14 protein-coding genes are annotated in these 15,939 nt (G+C 56.7%); 9 read left to right on the forward strand and 5 right to left on the reverse strand.

Features of this window, described 5'->3' with window-relative positions; translation table 11 throughout:
• Positions 1-17: 17 nt before the first annotated feature.
• Complete coding sequence (locus AC5S16_RS03610) at positions 18-854, reverse strand: Rossmann-like and DUF2520 domain-containing protein (protein ID WP_493928658.1); 837 nt, start codon at positions 852-854, stop codon at positions 18-20.
• A gap of 42 nt (positions 855-896) precedes the next feature.
• Between AC5S16_RS03610 and AC5S16_RS03615 the strand changes: the two genes are divergently transcribed.
• The 3 genes from AC5S16_RS03615 to polX all read left to right on the forward strand — a co-directional run bounded on the left by AC5S16_RS03615 (position 897) and on the right by polX (position 3,795).
• Positions 897-1,520 (forward strand): NUDIX hydrolase, encoded by a 624-nt coding sequence (locus tag AC5S16_RS03615; protein WP_493928659.1) that lies wholly within the window; start codon positions 897-899, stop codon positions 1,518-1,520.
• Positions 1,521-1,663: 143 nt separating this feature from the next.
• Positions 1,664-1,882, forward strand: a complete 219-nt coding sequence (locus tag AC5S16_RS03620) for a cold shock domain-containing protein (RefSeq protein WP_493928660.1) — start codon at positions 1,664-1,666, stop codon at positions 1,880-1,882.
• Positions 1,883-2,052: 170 nt separating this feature from the next.
• A complete protein-coding gene (polX, locus tag AC5S16_RS03625) occupies positions 2,053-3,795 on the forward strand; it encodes a DNA polymerase/3'-5' exonuclease PolX (protein ID WP_493928661.1) in 1,743 nt (580 codons plus the stop codon).
• A gap of 51 nt (positions 3,796-3,846) precedes the next feature.
• On the opposite strand, the gene AC5S16_RS03630 is transcribed toward polX, so the two are convergent.
• A complete protein-coding gene (locus tag AC5S16_RS03630) occupies positions 3,847-4,806 on the reverse strand; it encodes a hypothetical protein (protein WP_493928662.1) in 960 nt (319 codons plus the stop codon).
• Positions 4,807-4,884: 78 nt separating this feature from the next.
• On the opposite strand from AC5S16_RS03630, the gene AC5S16_RS03635 reads away from it, so the two are divergent.
• A complete protein-coding gene (locus AC5S16_RS03635) occupies positions 4,885-5,442 on the forward strand; it encodes a hypothetical protein (protein ID WP_493928663.1) in 558 nt (185 codons plus the stop codon).
• A 117-nt stretch (positions 5,443-5,559) separates the two neighbouring features.
• Here the strand turns inward: AC5S16_RS03635 and AC5S16_RS03640 are convergent, their stop codons facing one another.
• Positions 5,560-6,396, reverse strand: coding sequence for a hypothetical protein (locus tag AC5S16_RS03640; protein WP_493928664.1), 837 nt, complete (start codon positions 6,394-6,396; stop codon positions 5,560-5,562).
• Positions 6,397-6,496: 100 nt separating this feature from the next.
• On the opposite strand from AC5S16_RS03640, the gene thiO reads away from it, so the two are divergent.
• The gene (thiO, locus tag AC5S16_RS03645; RefSeq protein WP_493928665.1) at positions 6,497-7,552 is read left to right on the forward strand and encodes a glycine oxidase ThiO; all 1,056 of its coding nucleotides are present in this window, start codon (positions 6,497-6,499) and stop codon (positions 7,550-7,552) included.
• Positions 7,553-7,766: 214 nt separating this feature from the next.
• The gene (locus tag AC5S16_RS03650) at positions 7,767-8,900 is read left to right on the forward strand and encodes a citrate synthase (protein ID WP_493928666.1); all 1,134 of its coding nucleotides are present in this window, start codon (positions 7,767-7,769) and stop codon (positions 8,898-8,900) included.
• A 72-nt stretch (positions 8,901-8,972) separates the two neighbouring features.
• On the opposite strand, the gene AC5S16_RS03655 is transcribed toward AC5S16_RS03650, so the two are convergent.
• Together AC5S16_RS03655 and AC5S16_RS03660 are read right to left on the reverse strand one after the other, a co-directional pair.
• Positions 8,973-9,254, reverse strand: coding sequence for a hypothetical protein (locus AC5S16_RS03655; RefSeq protein WP_493928667.1), 282 nt, complete (start codon positions 9,252-9,254; stop codon positions 8,973-8,975).
• 238 nt (positions 9,255-9,492) lie between these two features.
• Positions 9,493-10,044, reverse strand: coding sequence for a DinB family protein (locus AC5S16_RS03660; protein WP_493928668.1), 552 nt, complete (start codon positions 10,042-10,044; stop codon positions 9,493-9,495).
• Between the two features lie 294 nt (positions 10,045-10,338).
• Between AC5S16_RS03660 and AC5S16_RS03665 the strand changes: the two genes are divergently transcribed.
• From AC5S16_RS03665 to AC5S16_RS03675, 3 genes are all read left to right on the forward strand, one after another.
• Positions 10,339-11,499, forward strand: a complete 1,161-nt coding sequence (locus tag AC5S16_RS03665) for a cysteine desulfurase family protein (protein ID WP_493928669.1) — start codon at positions 10,339-10,341, stop codon at positions 11,497-11,499.
• A gap of 161 nt (positions 11,500-11,660) precedes the next feature.
• Complete coding sequence (locus AC5S16_RS03670; RefSeq protein WP_493928670.1) at positions 11,661-12,218, forward strand: hypothetical protein; 558 nt, start codon at positions 11,661-11,663, stop codon at positions 12,216-12,218.
• Between the two features lie 319 nt (positions 12,219-12,537).
• Positions 12,538-15,678 carry a protease pro-enzyme activation domain-containing protein gene (locus AC5S16_RS03675; protein WP_493928671.1) on the forward strand — a complete coding sequence of 1,047 codons (3,141 nt, stop codon included), beginning with the start codon at positions 12,538-12,540 and terminating at the stop codon, positions 15,676-15,678.
• Positions 15,679-15,939 lie beyond the last annotated feature (261 nt).

Below are 15,939 nucleotides of genomic sequence, written 5' to 3' on the forward strand. Positions count from 1 at the left end.
TCAGTGTCTCATGGCACTTACCGCACCATCTTGAGCAGTGATTTCAACTCACCGCGACGCTGAACTGGCAGCTCCTCCACCGCGTAGCGCGCCAGCGAGCCATAAATGTCCTTGAGCATCGGATGCGTATCAAGCGACTGAAGATGCAGTCTTATTGTCTCCGCATCGCCGCGCGCAAACGGCCCGCTGAAACTCTTCTCCGCTCCACGCAGTGCAAAATTTACCAGCGTGGTCTGGGCGAGCGCGCTCACCCATCGCGCAGCCTGCTTCTGCGGCAGTCCAGCCAGGCGCGCCACCGCCATTGCTGCAGAAATCTCGCTCAGCAATAAAGGCGACGCCAGCGTAGCCGCCGCGTGATACATCGGCTTCTTCTTCGACTCGATTCGGAACGACTCGCCGCCAAGCCTGCGCACCAGATCTTCCAGCGGTTTGCGAATCTTCTGCTCGGCTTCCACCGCAAACATCACGCCATTCAGCGAAACAGCCCTGCGCGTAGGAAAGCTCATCACCGGCGCAATCGATGCCACTCCTGCACCTGCGCGCTTCGCTCGATCCAACACCTTCACATTGAGCGCGCCGCTCGAATGTACCACAATCTGCCCATTGAGGCGCCCGCGCTGCTGCGCAATGCGCTCCGCTACATCAGCAATCTCTCCATCGCGCACGCAAAGCCAGAGAATCTGCGCATCGAGTCTCGCATTCTCAAAGCGCACAACCGGCAATTCTGAGCGCGATCGCGGCCGCGACCGCACCACCACTTCACGCAGCGGAATCCCCGCTGCAACACAGCCCTGCGCGAGCGAAGAACCCCAGTTTCCGAGGCCGATAACAGCAATCTCCGGCTTTCTTTTCATCTTCGGATGATACGGTAAAGAAAACGATTGGAAAGGATGCCAATGCCGCCGAAAAAGAATCCGTCCAGGCCAGTTCTGACCACAAAAAAAGCGAAAGTCGAAGTGCTCTCAAGCAAAGTCTCCTATGCCGGCCCACTCTTCCGCGTATTGTCTGAAGAAGTCCTCGAACCCGGGAATAAAATCTCGCGGCGCGACATTATTCGTCATAACGGCTCGGTCGTAATTCTCGCCGTCGATGATGCAGGCAAGAGAGACCCACTCATCGTAATGGAACGTCAGTACCGCCATGCCGCGGGGCAATATCTGTGGGAAGTTCCCGCCGGGAAAATGGATGAAGGAGAAGAGCGCCTCGCTGCAGCGAAGCGTGAGCTCAAAGAAGAGACGGGCTATCGCGCAAAAAAATGGACCAAACTCGTGCGCTATTTCGCGAGCCCCGGATTTCTCGGCGAATGGATGCAGGTCTTTCTTGCTGAAGGTCTGACCGCAGGCGAAGCCGAACCTGAAGAAGATGAACATCTCGAAGTGGTGCAGGTGCCGCTTTCTGAAATTGTGCGCATGATCGAAGAAGGAAAAATTCTCGATGGTAAGACCATCATCTCTGTATTTCTTTTCATGCATCTGCGCACAAAAAAGAAAAAATCGGGTGCCCCAGGTTCGCGCAGCTAACCTGGGTTTTAAGTCACTGATTTTTCTGAAAAGCAGATTCTTTCAGGAAAAAAGGAAAACCAAAGCGCGCCTATCTGCGTCTCTTACTCCAAGCAGGTTGTTTCGCAACCGTACTCTGCTTGAAGAAGGAAGGTCTAAGGCTCGTGTCTAATTACAAAGGAAAAGTGAAATGGTTCAACAACGCGAAAGGATATGGATTTATCGGACGCGATGATGGGCCAGATGTCTTTGTTCACTACAGCGCGATTCAGCTTGACGGCTACAAAAGCCTGAAAGAGGGCGACGAGGTGGAATTCGACATTGTGCAGGGCCAAAAAGGCCCGCAGGCCGATCAGGTAATGCGCACGCGCGAAGCTGCGTAAGTTAAGCAAGACGAAAGCAAGACTTGCACTCTGCCTCTAATCCAGCATAGAAACAGCCTCGCATGAGGCACACAGTGCGTGTGTCTTCATGGGCAACGCCAAGGAACCCAGCCTCAGAAAACAGGCTGGGTTTTCTGTTTTCCCTGTGCTCTGGGCGATAATTTCTGTCGATGGACAATCGCTCAATTGCGCAACTTCTTTATGAAACCGCCGATCTGCTGGAAATCAGCGCCGGCGATCCTTTTCGCATCCGCTCGTATCGTCGCGCGGCTGAAGCCGTCGAATCCAGCACCGTTCAGCTCAGCGATATCGCCAGCGATCCGAAGAAGCTGCAGGAAATTCCCGGCATCGGCAAAAGCATGGCCGCCAATATTCAGGAAATCGAAAAAGCAGGCACGCTGCCGCTGCGCGAAGAGCTCCTGACAAAATATCGACCCGGTATGCTCGATCTGCTGAAGCTCCCCGGCATGGGCCCGAAATCCGTCGCGCTCTTCTGGGATGCGCTGCAGATTTCCTCTATCTCTGAACTCGAAGCCGCTATCGCTGAAGGCAAACTCGAAAGCCTTCCGCGCATGGGCGCCAAACAAATCGAGAAACTGAAAAAAGGCATCGAGGAATACAAGAAAAACACTGGCCGCTTCCTCATCGATGACGCCGAAACCGCCGCAGAAAAATTAATCGAGTACCTGCGCAAATTCGACGGCATCGACGTCATCACGCCCGCAGGCTCTCTGCGTCGCGGACGCGAAACCGTCGGTGACCTCGATATCCTGGCCACCGGCCCCGCATGCGCTGGAGATAAAGTGCAGGCCGCAGTCGATTACACCGCCGCATATCCGCCTATCGCCGACCTCATCGCCAAAGGCCAGAACAAAGTCAGCTTCCGCCTGCGCAACGGCCTGCAGGTAGACGTGCGCCTTCTGCCCGAAGGCTCCTACGGTGCAGCGTTGCAATATTTCACCGGATCGAAGATGCACAACGTCACCATTCGTCAGCGCGCACTCAAACGCGGCTACACGCTCAGCGAATATGCACTGGCGCGCGTTGAAGACGGCGCGTTTGTTGCCGGAGCGACTGAGGAAGAAATCTACTCCGCGCTCGGCCTTGACTGGATTCCACCCGAGCTGCGCGAAAACAACGGTGAGATCGAAGCCGGCGAGCAACATACGCTGCCCACGCTCATCGAATTGAAAGATATTCGTGGCGATGTCCACATGCACACTACGGAAACCGACGGTAAGAACTCCATCCGTGAAATGGCTGAAGCCGCTCTCGCGCGGGGATACGAATACATCGCCATCACTGACCACTCCAAAAATCTCGCCATGACCTTCGGCCTCGACGACGAGCGCGCGCTCGCGCATATCAAGCGCATCCGTGAGGCGAACGACGAAATGCAGGGCCGCATCCGCATCTTTGCCGGCATTGAGGTCGATATCCTCGGAGACGGCCAGCTTGATCTCGCAGATGAAACGCTGGCGCAGATGGATGTGGTCATCGCCAGTGTGCACTCGCTCTTCAATCAATCAGAAGAAGAGATGACCGACCGCATGCTGCGTGCCATTGAAAATCCTTATACGCGCATCCTCGGCCACCCGACGGGCCGCCTGCTCTTGCGCCGCGAAGCTTACAAGCTCAACCTGCCGCAAATTCTGCGCCGCGCCGCCGAACTCGGTGTTGCTGTTGAGCACAACGCATACCCTGACCGCCTCGATCTCTGCGACCGTGATCTGAAGCTAGCAAAGGAGCTGGGATGCAAAATCTCCATCAATACCGACTCGCATCACACCAGCCATCTTGAAAAGATGCGCTACGGCATCAGCCAGCTCCGCCGCGCCTGGCTCACAAAGCAGGATGTGCTGAATACGCTGCCCGCCGATGAATTTCTAAAAGCCCTGCGCCCAAAACCATAATGTGGATGAAAGAGCGGGTGCCCCAGGTTTGCGTAGCTAACCTGGGGTAGTTCACCCCTGCCCTTCACCCACCCGAGCAGGCTTCACGCCAGCAATGCGCAGATTCACAAACTTATTCAGCGTATCGAACCAGAAAGGAGCACCCAGAGAAACCGCAATCCCCGTCAGCAGCCAGCCAAAAAGATTCGCACCCCAACGCGCCAGCAGCTTCAGCCAGTGCTCTGAACGCGTCTCGTCGCCCACTGGAATATTGAACGTCCGCCAGTAATTCTTCACGCCATCGAGATCATACCCCAGAGGAATTGCATGCAGGTCTTCATCAATTGCCTTTCGCGCTCTGCTCACATCCCGCCGCAGTTCTTCGCAATCCGCACCGGTGCAGCTGTACGCCTGGGCCACTTCAACAACCTGGTCACGCGCCGCCTGCGAGTTCCACAGCTTCGTAGAAATAAAAAACAGATTGGCGTTGCACAATACAGCCAGCAGCAATCCAAGCCCGAGCAGAATCCACTGCGTGCGCTGCTTATAGAAGCCATTGACGCGATCCATGGTGGTGTCATACCACTCTTCGACCGCAACTCTACATGCATTGGCGTCATCCAGAATGCCCGTCATCAGTGTCTGCAGTCTCGTCTTCAGCGCTGAATCCGGAAGAATCGCCAACAACCCTGGGTAATCCGACACCACCGCATCATGCTGGATCGTCAAAGCAGCGAGCAGCACGCGGCTGAACAATGCCGAAGGGATGTATTGCGGCCGCGAAGTTTTTTCCGCGAAGAATTTCAGCTTCAAAAATTCCGGCGGATGGAACGAAATATTCTGAATGAGCGGGTGGTTCACGAAAATCTTGTAAAGCTCAGGATCATCGAGCATCCTCAGAATTGCCGTCTCCAGCGTGGCCGCGCGCTGCGAAGTAAAGGCGGCAATTACCTCCTGCACGTGCGATGCAATGATGCTTAACAGCAGGCAGACCAGGGCAATGCCGATCGCCACCCCCAGGATCTGTTCCATTTCCAGCCCTCCTCAGCAGACAAAGCAAATCAGCCGTCAGTATATGTTCCTACGATAGAATGCGACACGGGCAAAGAAATGGACTCAAACAAACGCGCGCTTCTGATTGTGCTTGTCGCTACCGTCATCGTCATCGCAGCCATCGGCATTTATGTCTACGTGGGCGAAAAGCCGCCGGTCGCAACCGGAGAAATCCTGAAATTCGACGTCGCCCCGATTCACACGCAGATGCGAATCGGCGAAGGCGCGCAGGGCGTCCAGGGCGGCCTCGATACCTACGACCAGCTGTTCGTGCTGGCCGAGATAAAATTCCAAAACCAGACCAACATCCCGCTCTTCCTGCAAGAGGTATCAGCCAATGTTGAGTTGAATAATGGAGACATCCAGCACAGCAGCAACGCCGGCAGAAACGATTTTCAGAGCATCTTTATCGCTTACCCGCAGCTCGCTCCGCTCAAGCAGGACCGGCTTCAGGACGACATCACACTCCAGCCCGGCCAGAGCGCCCAGGGCCTCGTCGTCTTCCACTACCCCATCACCAAAGACCAGTGGGACGCGCGCCACAGCTTCAACGCAGTGGTTTCCTTCCGCTATCAAAAAGACCTTCTGCTGCCATGGCCTGCAGAGAAGAAATAAAATCTAATTGTCATCCTGAACGGAAGACTTGCTTTTCGCATCGGTTGCCGTTACAAGGGCGCCCCAGGTTCGCGGAGCTAACCTGGGATAGTTCGAACGAGTAATCAGGATAGTGCTTTAGTGACTCGGAGTCACAGGCACAGGTGCGGCCTTCGGCGTGGAAACATATCCCTGCACTGTATCCTTGCTGATGTTGTTCACCACCAGCTCATACAGATAATTGTCCTTGCCCGTATAGAACTGCACCGGCTCATTCAGCCCGCGGTCTTTCTTCTCGATCTTCTTGTCATCCGCAAAGACATTCATGGTGTAGCGGCTGTGCTTCATATCTGCCTTGTGCAATTCAAGACCGACCGTCGAAACCGCCTCGCGATGTCCCTTATGCAGCGTGAACTCGTAGTAATTGCGGTCGCCCTTATGCTTCAGGATTTCGAGTTCGTTATGGTTGGTTGCAATCAGGCCGCTCTGCACGCCCATGTCGCCCTTCATGCTCTGCAGCTGGTTCACAGCACTCTGCAGGTCGTTTTTGGTCTGCGCCACATCGGTCTTCACGCCGCCCACATCGGTCTTCACGCTCGAGACATCGCTTGAAACAGTGCTGATCTGCTGTTGCGCTTTTTCGGAAGCCTCCTGCTGCTGGCTTTCCAGCCGCTTGGCGTCAGCCTGCTGGCGGCGCAGCAATTCATCAGCCTGCCTCTGGAGCTGCTTTTGCGTCAGCCCTGCACTCTCCGCAAATACCTTCATTTTTGCGTTGGTTTCCTGCAGCTGTTGGGCCAGCTGGGCATTCTGTTGCTGTGTCTGCTTGAGATCCGACTCTGTTTTCACCAGGCGGCCGCTGATGATGAAATTCCAGATCAATCCACCCAAAGCGCCAAGCAATGCAAACGCAAGCAATCCCAGAAAAATTCCGGAATAATTGCGCTCTCCAACTTCAGTATCAGAAACCCCGCTCATCGTCTTCTTCCTTTCCTAGTTGAGCTGTGTGGCGAGACTACGTGAATAAATGGACGAAGGTAAACACAATTTTGTTTTGCCACGGACATAGAATAAACACATGAGCACCGCGGATGTTTTGATCGCAGGCGCAGGAATCATCGGCCTCTCCACAGCTCTGGAACTCATCCAGAAAGGGCTGCACGTCACTGTCCTGGAGCGCCAGCGCGCTATGTCTGAAGCCTCCTGGGCCGCTGCAGGAATGCTCGCAGCACGCGATCCGGAAAACCCCTCGCAACTGCGCCAGCTTTCTGAACTCAGCATTTCCCTCTATCCTGAATTCCTCAAAAACGTCGCTCAACTGTCAGGACTGCAAGTGCCTCTCCGCACCGCAGGAACACTGCAGGGATCGGAACGCAATGGAACCCTCAGCAGTGCACTTTCACCAGATGAAATCCAACAATGCATCCCCGAGCTGAACCACGCAGACCGGCAATTCATCTGGCTCGATGAGCACAGTCTCGATCCGCGCGATCTCTGTCACGCATTACCAAAAGCCGCCGCTGCTGCTGGAATCGAGATCATTGAAGACTCGCCCGTCACCCATCTCCACGCAACTTCACAAAGCGTCGAAGTCACCGCATCAGGAACGAACTATTCTGCAGCGCACTTCATCAATTGCTGCGGAGCATGGGCCGGAGCCATCGCCGACCACTCCGCCGTCGAGCCCCGCAAAGGACAGATGGTCACCGTCCGGCTCCCTTCTCATCAGAAGCTCGAATACGTCATCCGCACGCCCGATCTCTATCTCGTTCCGCGCGGCGACGGCCGCGTCGTTATTGGCGCCACCGTCGAGCGCACCGGATTCGACAAGTCCGTCAAGGAAACCACCATCCAGACGCTGCTCGATGAGGCCTCGCAACTTTGGCCTCCGATTCGCGAAGCGCAGACCATCGAAACCTGGGCTGGACTCCGACCCGGCACCTCTGACGGCCTTCCCGTCATCGGCGCAAGCGTCGAAAAAAATTCCTGGATCGCCAGCGGCCATTTCCGCAATGGAATCCTGCTCGCCCCGGCAACTGCCCGCGTCATGTGCGAACTGATTCTCAACGGAACTCCGGGCGTCGATCTTTCCCCTTTCCGCAGCGATCGCTTCGCAGAAATCGGCGTCTCCTGAAAAGAGGCGGATGCCCCATAACCGGGTGCCCCAGGTTCGCATAGCTAACCTGGAGTTGTTTATTGGCTCTCGAAAACTTCATTCAAGTGACAACGCAACAACCACGCTGCTATAAAGAAGAGTTAGACCTCTGGCGCCCCGCTCGCACTCCTGGACTTGCGGGAGCCGCATCAAACAAGGGTAAACAACATCACGTGGAGGAAAAGAGCGTCACATGTCAACCGCAGTAGCAGCTAAAGGACTGGAAGGGATTGTCGCAGCCAACTCTGGCATTTGCTGGATCGACGGAGATGCCGGGGTGCTCGCCTACCGCGGGATTGATATTCACGAGCTAGCCGAAAACTCGACCTTCGAGGAAACGACCTACCTCCTCTGGCACGGCACTCTCCCCACTGCATCCGAGCTCGATACCTTCAAGAAAAAACTCTCCGACGCCCGCCAGCTTCCTCCCGACATTCTCAAGCTCCTTAAAGAATTCCCGAAGACCGCCACTCCCATGGAAGTGCTGCGCACCGCCGTCTCCGCGCTCAGCTTCTATGACAAGGACGAGAAGGCTGTCGACCACGATTCGAACGTCCGCAAGAGCTTCGACCTTACCGCGCAGGTCGCCATCATCGTCGCCGCCTTCGACCGCATCCGCAAGGGCAAGCCGGTGGTCGAACCAGATAAGTCGCTCTCGCACGCCGGCAATTTCCTCTGGATGCTGACCGGCGAAAAGCCCTCGGAGACCGCAACCAGGGCGCTCGATGTCGCCCTCATCCTTCACGCCGACCACGAACTGAACGCATCCACCTTCGCCGCGCGCGTTATCGCCGCCACACTCTCCGACGTTCACTCCGCCATCACCGGTGCCATCGGCGCACTCAAAGGCCCTCTGCATGGCGGCGCAAATGAAGCGGTCATGCGCATGCTCTTCGCAGTCGACAAGGAAGGCGCGGATCCGGTCGAGTACGTCAAGAACCTTCTGGCACAGAAGAAAAAGATCTCCGGCTTCGGCCACCGCGTCTATCACACCGAAGACCCGCGCGCCACGCACCTGCGCAAAATGTCAGAAGACCTGGGCCGCTCGGCAAACAATACCAAATGGTTTGACATGTCGCAGAAGATCGAGCAGTTCATCAAGACGGAAAAGAAGCTAAACGCCAACGTCGACTTCTACTCCGCATCGACCTACACCACGCTCGGCATCGACCTCGATCTTTTCACGCCGATCTTCGCCGTAAGCCGCATTGCCGGATGGGCCGCCCACGTCATCGAACAGCTCGACGACAACCGCCTCATCCGCCCGCGCGCCGAATATATCGGCCCCGAATACCCGGCAAAATATATTCCGGTTGCAAAACGATAAGTAAGCCAGAAAAAGAAAGCCCCAGGTTTCCCCTGAGCACAGCAAAGGATAGCCTGGGGTTTTCTTATGCGTTTACCGATGGTTCTGGTTCGCAGTTTCCGCAGCTGCCTTTAATTCACGACTCGCCTGCTCAAGCAAATCCTTCGCACGGGCAGCATGACCATTCATATCCCATTCATTGGTCTGCTGAGCTGCAGTGATTTTGTTATAAGCCTGTTCCGAATATCGCTGAGCAGCTGCAATATTCGGATGCCGGCTTGGGTCAACGTTTTGTACAGGCGGATGCTGAGCCACGGCCACACCGCCAGCGATAAGAGCAAGACCAAACACACTGCTGAACACAATTCGCTTCATGGGTTTTCTCCGAGAGTAGAGTAGGCGTGCCAAGGGGCCGGAAGTCGCAGCAAGCGAAGTTTCCGGCCCCGCGGCCACGAAGATAAAACCCGCATCAGCGAAAAAAATTCCCCAATTGTCGGATCGCAAACCATGTGCCGGGTGCCCCAGGTTCGCGCAGCTAACCTGGGGTTTTCTTTTGATGCACCTCCTAACTCAACACTCGTTTTGTGCCGAAAGCGTATCTGGATGGTAAGTCCTACATTCCCTGTCGGCTTGCCGGAGGAACAATCCCATTCATCCGCAGATACACAACCATCTGCCCATAGTGGTCCATTGCATGAGCAATGCAGAAGGCCGCGATCCCCGCGCGTGTGTACTTCCGTTGGCCCGATCCTTCTACCGTAAAGGCATTCGCAGCCGTAATGGTGCCGATTGCGCTATGCGCATAGGTGTAGGAATCGCGCAGCGCCTTCACAATGTCATCCTTGCTGGTCAACTTCTCGATGTCGTCTGACTTCACTGCCCCAGGAACATTCCAGCCTTCAAAAAATTCGTAGTTCGATTCAGCCAGGTGCTTCACCTGCTGGCCGAAGGTGCGCACGCCCTTGAACTCTCCCTGCGTAGGAGCAAAGTTGTATTTGTCAGCGGGCATCGCGTCTGCCGCACCCACAATTTCTTTTTCCATCCCGCTCATCAAATGCCCATAAGTATCCGCCGGAGCCTGCTGCATTCCCTGCGCATACACAAACGTCGCCGGAACCACCAGACAACAAAGCAACGCCATACAACACAAACGAATCGTCTTCACGTCTTCATCCTCCTTCGAAACAACTGGCAAGCAGCCTAGCAGAACCGCTATACCCTGCGCGTCAAATCTTCGTTGAGAAGCCCTGAATAAGCGTTCAGTTGAATACTCGGGTGCCCCATCCCCTCATCTGTCATCCTGAGCGGGAGCGAAGGATCTGCTTTTCATATCCATAGCCACCACAAGGGTGCCCCAGATTCGCGTAGCTGACCTGGGTCTTTCGCTGGAACCAGCATGAACAAGGCTTGGAAGGTTTCTGTGAAACGATAAAATAAATTCAGGAGATCACCACACACGATGAAACGGGTATACATGGACGCGAACGCAACCACACCTCTGCTCCCCGAGGTGCTTGACGCCATGCGCCCGTATTTCATTGATCACTTCGGCAACGCATCCTCCATCCACCAGCAGGGGCAGCAGGCGCGTGCCGCCGTCGAGCAAGCGCGTGAATCCGTCTCCGCGCTCATCAACTGCCGTCCCCCCGAGATCGTCTTCACCTCCGGCGGCACTGAGAGCGACAACATGGCGCTCTTCGGTCTCGTCCAGCCCGGCGACCACCTTATCACCTCATCCATTGAGCACCACGCTGTCCTGCACGCCGCCGAGCGCCTGCGCGACCGCGGAGCGGAAGTCACCTTCCTGCCCGTTTCAAGCGAAGGGGTCATCGATCCGCAGCAGATCCGCCGCGCCATCCAGCCGAATACGAAGCTCATCAGCGTCATGATGGCCAACAACGAGACCGGAGCCATCCAGCCCGTCAGCGAGATCGGCCGCATTGCCGCCGACGCCGACATCTACTTCCATACCGACGCCGTGCAGGCTGCAGGCAAGCTGCCCATCGATGTGCAGACGCTGCGTTGCGATCTCCTGAGCATCTCCGGCCACAAGATGCACGCGCCACAGGGCACCGGAATCCTCTACGTGCGCCGAGGAACGAAGCTGGAACCACTCTTCTTCGGCGGATCGCACGAGCGCCGCCGCCGCGCCGGAACCGAAAACCTCCCCGGCATCGTAGGCCTGGGCAAGGCTGCGGAAATCGCCAGCGCCGCGCTCTCTGACGGAACCATCGAGCGCATCGCAGATCTGCGCAATCGCCTCGAGCAGGGCATCCTCGCACAAATAGAAGACACCGGCGTCAATGGCGGAGATGTAGCGCGTGTCGCCAACACCACCAACATCTACTTCGACAACCTCGAAGGCGAAGCCCTCGTCATCGCGCTTGACCTGAAAGGGCTCAGCACCTCCGGCGGTTCCGCCTGCGCCTCCGGAGCGACGGAGCCATCGCACGTCCTCACCGCCATGGGACTGCCCGCGGCAAGAGCACGCGCCAGTCTGCGCTTCTCGCTCTCAAAGCTCAACACCGAAGACGACATCGCCTTCGCATTGGACATCGTCCCCACCGCCGCCACCCGCCTCCGCGAGCTGGCTCCGGTCAATGCCGGCACCCTGGGTTAAAGTACAGATACAGTTACAAATAACTTAGAGTTGTCATTCTGAGCGCGCAATCCGCGCGAAGAATCCAGAGGTTTTCATAAGAACGAAAATTCTACGCAGCTTTCATACATAGCCTTTCATTCTGCAAGATCTTTTTTCTGGGCTTATATTGAACATCTGCCATGAAAAAACTCGCACTGCTCATATTCGTCATCCTCGCAATCACCGCACCCACACTACAGGCACAGGCCCAGGCCCCGGAAACAGACTGGCAGATCAAAGTCCGTCAGGAGCTCCCACTCCTCGGCCATCGCAACTGGATCATGATCGTCGACTCCGCCTATCCGCTTCAGGTGTCACCCGGAATCGAAGTCATCGAAACCGACACCCACCTGGAGAATGTCCTGCGTTACGTCCTCGCCATCCTCGATCACTCCGCCCACGTCACACCCAATATCTTCCTTGACGCCGAGCTACCCTACCTCACTGACCAGCTCGCGCCCGGAGTCCGCGTCTACCGCGAAGACCTGCGCTCCATCTTCCAGGACCGCCCTATCAAATACATCCCCCACGAAACTCTCATCAAGCAGGTCAACGACGCTGGACAATCCTTCCACGTCCTCGTCCTCAAGACCAACATGACCATTCCCTACACATCGGTCTTCCTGCAGCTCGACTGCAAGTACTGGCCGCCAGCCGCCGAGCAGCAACTGCGCCAGGCCATGCGCAGTGCAAAATAAATCGAAACCCGGGATATGAAAAATCACACCAAAGTGAAACGTTTACCACACCCTCATTCACTACCTGTCGAACGAGCTTCTGGCAGTCGCTGAATCACCCCTGGGCCATTTAATTCAAATACATCTGCAATCATGCCGAAGGCCATGAGCCTTCGGTAACTCCTTCCCTGCAGTCGGACAAAACCTCAGCGTCCCGTCGCCGTTCCTGATACGTCGTCTCCCCGCGTTGGGCATTGGAAGCCCAGGTGTCGGCCCAACTACGTCCATCTGGCAACTGCCCGCTTCAGCCGTTGCCACAGCTATGTAAGGAGAAAACCCCATGATAGGTGAAAAACATTGTTCGTCGCGCGCATGCACAGCGCTGCGAACCATCGCCATGGTCTTATTCAGCCTCGTCTCTCTCAACACGGCCATCGCGCAGCAACCCACAGCATTAAAGACTCCCGGCCGTCTCACTCCGCAGGCCGTGCAGAACGGCACCGCCAAGCTCTCCAGCAGATTCAACGCCTCGCAAACGCTGCGTGTGGTCATTGGACTCAAACCACCGCACCTAGAAGAAGAAGAGCAGTTCCTCGCCGATATCCACGACAAGAACTCGCCGGAATTCCATCACTACCTCACGGCTGAAGAATGGAACGAGCGCTTTGGTCCTGCCGTTGTAGACGAACAGCAGGTCGTCGACTGGGCACAGTCCCAGGGTCTCTCAATCGCTCAGCGCTACCCTAACCGCCTCATCATCGACGTCGAGGCACCGGCCAGCAGTATTGAGAAAGCCTTCGGCGTTACTATGAACAACTACCAGCTCGGCAACGCCTCTTTCTTCTCCAATGACCGTGACCCGGTGCTGCCTCAGAACATCGCCGGCATCGTTGAATCCATCGGCGGCCTCAACAGTCTCAACGTGCTTCACCCGGCCAACAAGAATGCCGTCGAGCCGGCCTTCCAGATGTACGCATCGGGCCCTGTCTCTGCCATGGGCCAATCAGGAGCGCAAAACAGCACGCAGAAACCGCCTGCTTCCGCGACGCATTTGAATGGCGTTTCTCCTAACATCACCGGCGGCGCCTATGATCCATCCGACATGTTCAGTTCACAGGCCTACGACACCAACGCGCTCTACAACCAGGGCCACTGCTGCAATCCGCTGGGCAATTCCGGATCCACGCCGGTTGAAACGTCTATCGCCATCGCCACCGCCGGCACGCAGGACGGCAATGACTTTACCGGCTTCCACAACCAGTACCCCTACCTCGCTTATCACTGGCAGCAGTTCTACATCGACGGCACGCCTTCCTGCTGCGATGGAGAAGGAACCATGGATATGGAATGGGCCACAGCCATGTCCAACAGCTTCGGCAGTTATGTCGATACGTCGATGGTCTATCTTTACGACGGCGTCAACAACAGCTTCGCCACCTTCAACGATGTCTACAACTCCATCCTTACAGGCAATAAGGCACGAATCTTCAGCACCAGTTGGGGATGCGCCGAAGTCGCCTGCTTTGACAGCACGGACATGAACACCGCCCACAATATCTTCAACCAGATGGTCGGCCAGGGATGGACGCTGGTCGCAGCCTCCGGCGACCAGGGCGCAAGCGGCGGCTGCAGCAATGCCGACCGCGTGCAGTTTCCCGCTTCTGATCCGGATATCGTCGGCGCCGGCGGCACGACTCTGTCGCTGTTCTCAGGCCCGATCTTCAGCTCTGAAGTTGCATGGAGCGGAGGTCCTGACGGCTGTGGCTCGAATGATGGCGGCAGCACCGGCGGGCGTAGCGCCGTTTACGCTACACCGTCCTATCAGAGCGCCCTCGGACTCTCAAGCCGCGGCGTTCCTGACATCGCGCTCAACGCCGACTGGTACCACACTCCGCAGAACATGTACTTCGGCGGAGCACTCCAGGGCAATGGCGGAACCAGCATCGTTGCTCCGGAAATGGCCGGCTTCTTCGCACAGGAGAACGCCTACCTTCTCTATCTCAGCAGCGTGACCGGCGGCAAGTGCAACAGCCACACCTGCGCTCCCATGGGCAACCCCAACTACTACATGTACTACTTTGGAGAGAACCCGAGCTACGCACCGCACTACCCGTTCTATGACACTCTCTCCGGATGCAACAACAACGACATAACTGCGGCCTATGGACTGGGCTATTTCTGCGCCGGCACCGGCTACGACATGGTTACCGGCTGGGGATCGGCCAACATGCTGCAGCTTGCCTGGGCCATCAATACATACATGGCAGGCGATTTCGGCCCGCCCAAAGCCACCTTCTCCGGGCCAACCACCGGCGCCTGGTACAACTCTAATCAGACCGTAAGCTGGTCGCTGACTGACACCACCTCCGATGGCCTTCCCGCCACCGGAGTCGCCGGCTACAGCGCCAAGTGGGACTCCGATCCGGGCGATGTCTTCAGCGAGCCGACTCCGGGCTCAGGCAACTCCTTCTACAGCGGCCCTCAGGTTCCCAATGGAACCAGCGGATCGCTCGGCCTCTCCAGCGCCGGCCAGGGTTGCCACACCGTGAACCTGCGCGCGTGGGACAACACCGGTGTCGCATCAGCTGACCAGAAATACGGTTCGGTCTGCTACGACACCATTGCTCCATCCACCGGTCTGTCACAGTCCCCTGCGCCAAACGGAGCCGGATGGGATAAGAGCACCGTACAGGTAACTCTGGCTGGCTCTGATCCCGGCTCGGGCACAACTGGATCAGGCATTGCCACTACCTATTATGCGGTAGACAACTCCGCCTGCTCCTCCTCGAACACCGGAGCATGCAGCGTCTACAGCGGCCCATTCAGTATCAGTTCCCAGGCTGCACACACCGTCTACTACTTCAGCAAGGACAAGGCCGGCAACTTCGAGTCACAAAAAGGCGCCTCCGTCAGAATTGACGAGACTGCGCCGAAGACCAACATTACCCTCAGTGGCACTCTGAGTGGCTCCGTTTATACCACTCCGGTGAATGTCAGCCTTGCCGCCACGGATAGCCTCAGCGGCATCGCCAGCACTCTCTATCAGGTTGATGGCGGAGCACTGACCACCTACACCGGGCCATTCAGCATCGCCGCTGCCGGCCCTCATTCGGTCATCTTCCACAGCACCGATAAGGCCGGAAACGGAGAAGCAGGCCAGAAGGTCACGTTGGCCGTCAAGGCTTCCACGTCGACCTCCATCGGCGGCTCACCTAATCCGGCCCACAAAGGCCAGTGGATCACCATCACCGCAACCGTTCTCCGGAACAATCCCTTCACAGGCGTTGCCACCGGTGAGGTCGTCTTCAAGGATGGCAGCACTGTCCTCGGCTACGGAAACATCAACAACTCAACCCACACAGCATCCACTTCCACCTCGACGCTCGCGGTAGGCACGCACAATATCACCGCGTACTACGTAGGAGGAACCTACTTCGCTCCCAGCACCTCCACCGTGCTGAAGCAGGTAGTCAACCCATAATCCGCTGCAAAGGAACCCATCCTATCGTCGCGATGTCCGGCGATAGGGTGGGATCCCCTTAAGCTTCGACAGCCATCACATGGTGCCCCACGTTCGCGAAGCTAACGTGGGAGGTTCGCAGGATACAAGCAAGGCGTAATCCTGTCCGGTACCGGACACTATTCATCATTTCTGGACACATTCCATTCACCATCCCACAAATCCAATCCGCTAACTGACAGAAAAACAAGCCAGTCCACAAACCCATCTCTGGAACCCATC

Source organism: Acidobacterium sp. FHG110202_01 (assembly GCF_059115305.1).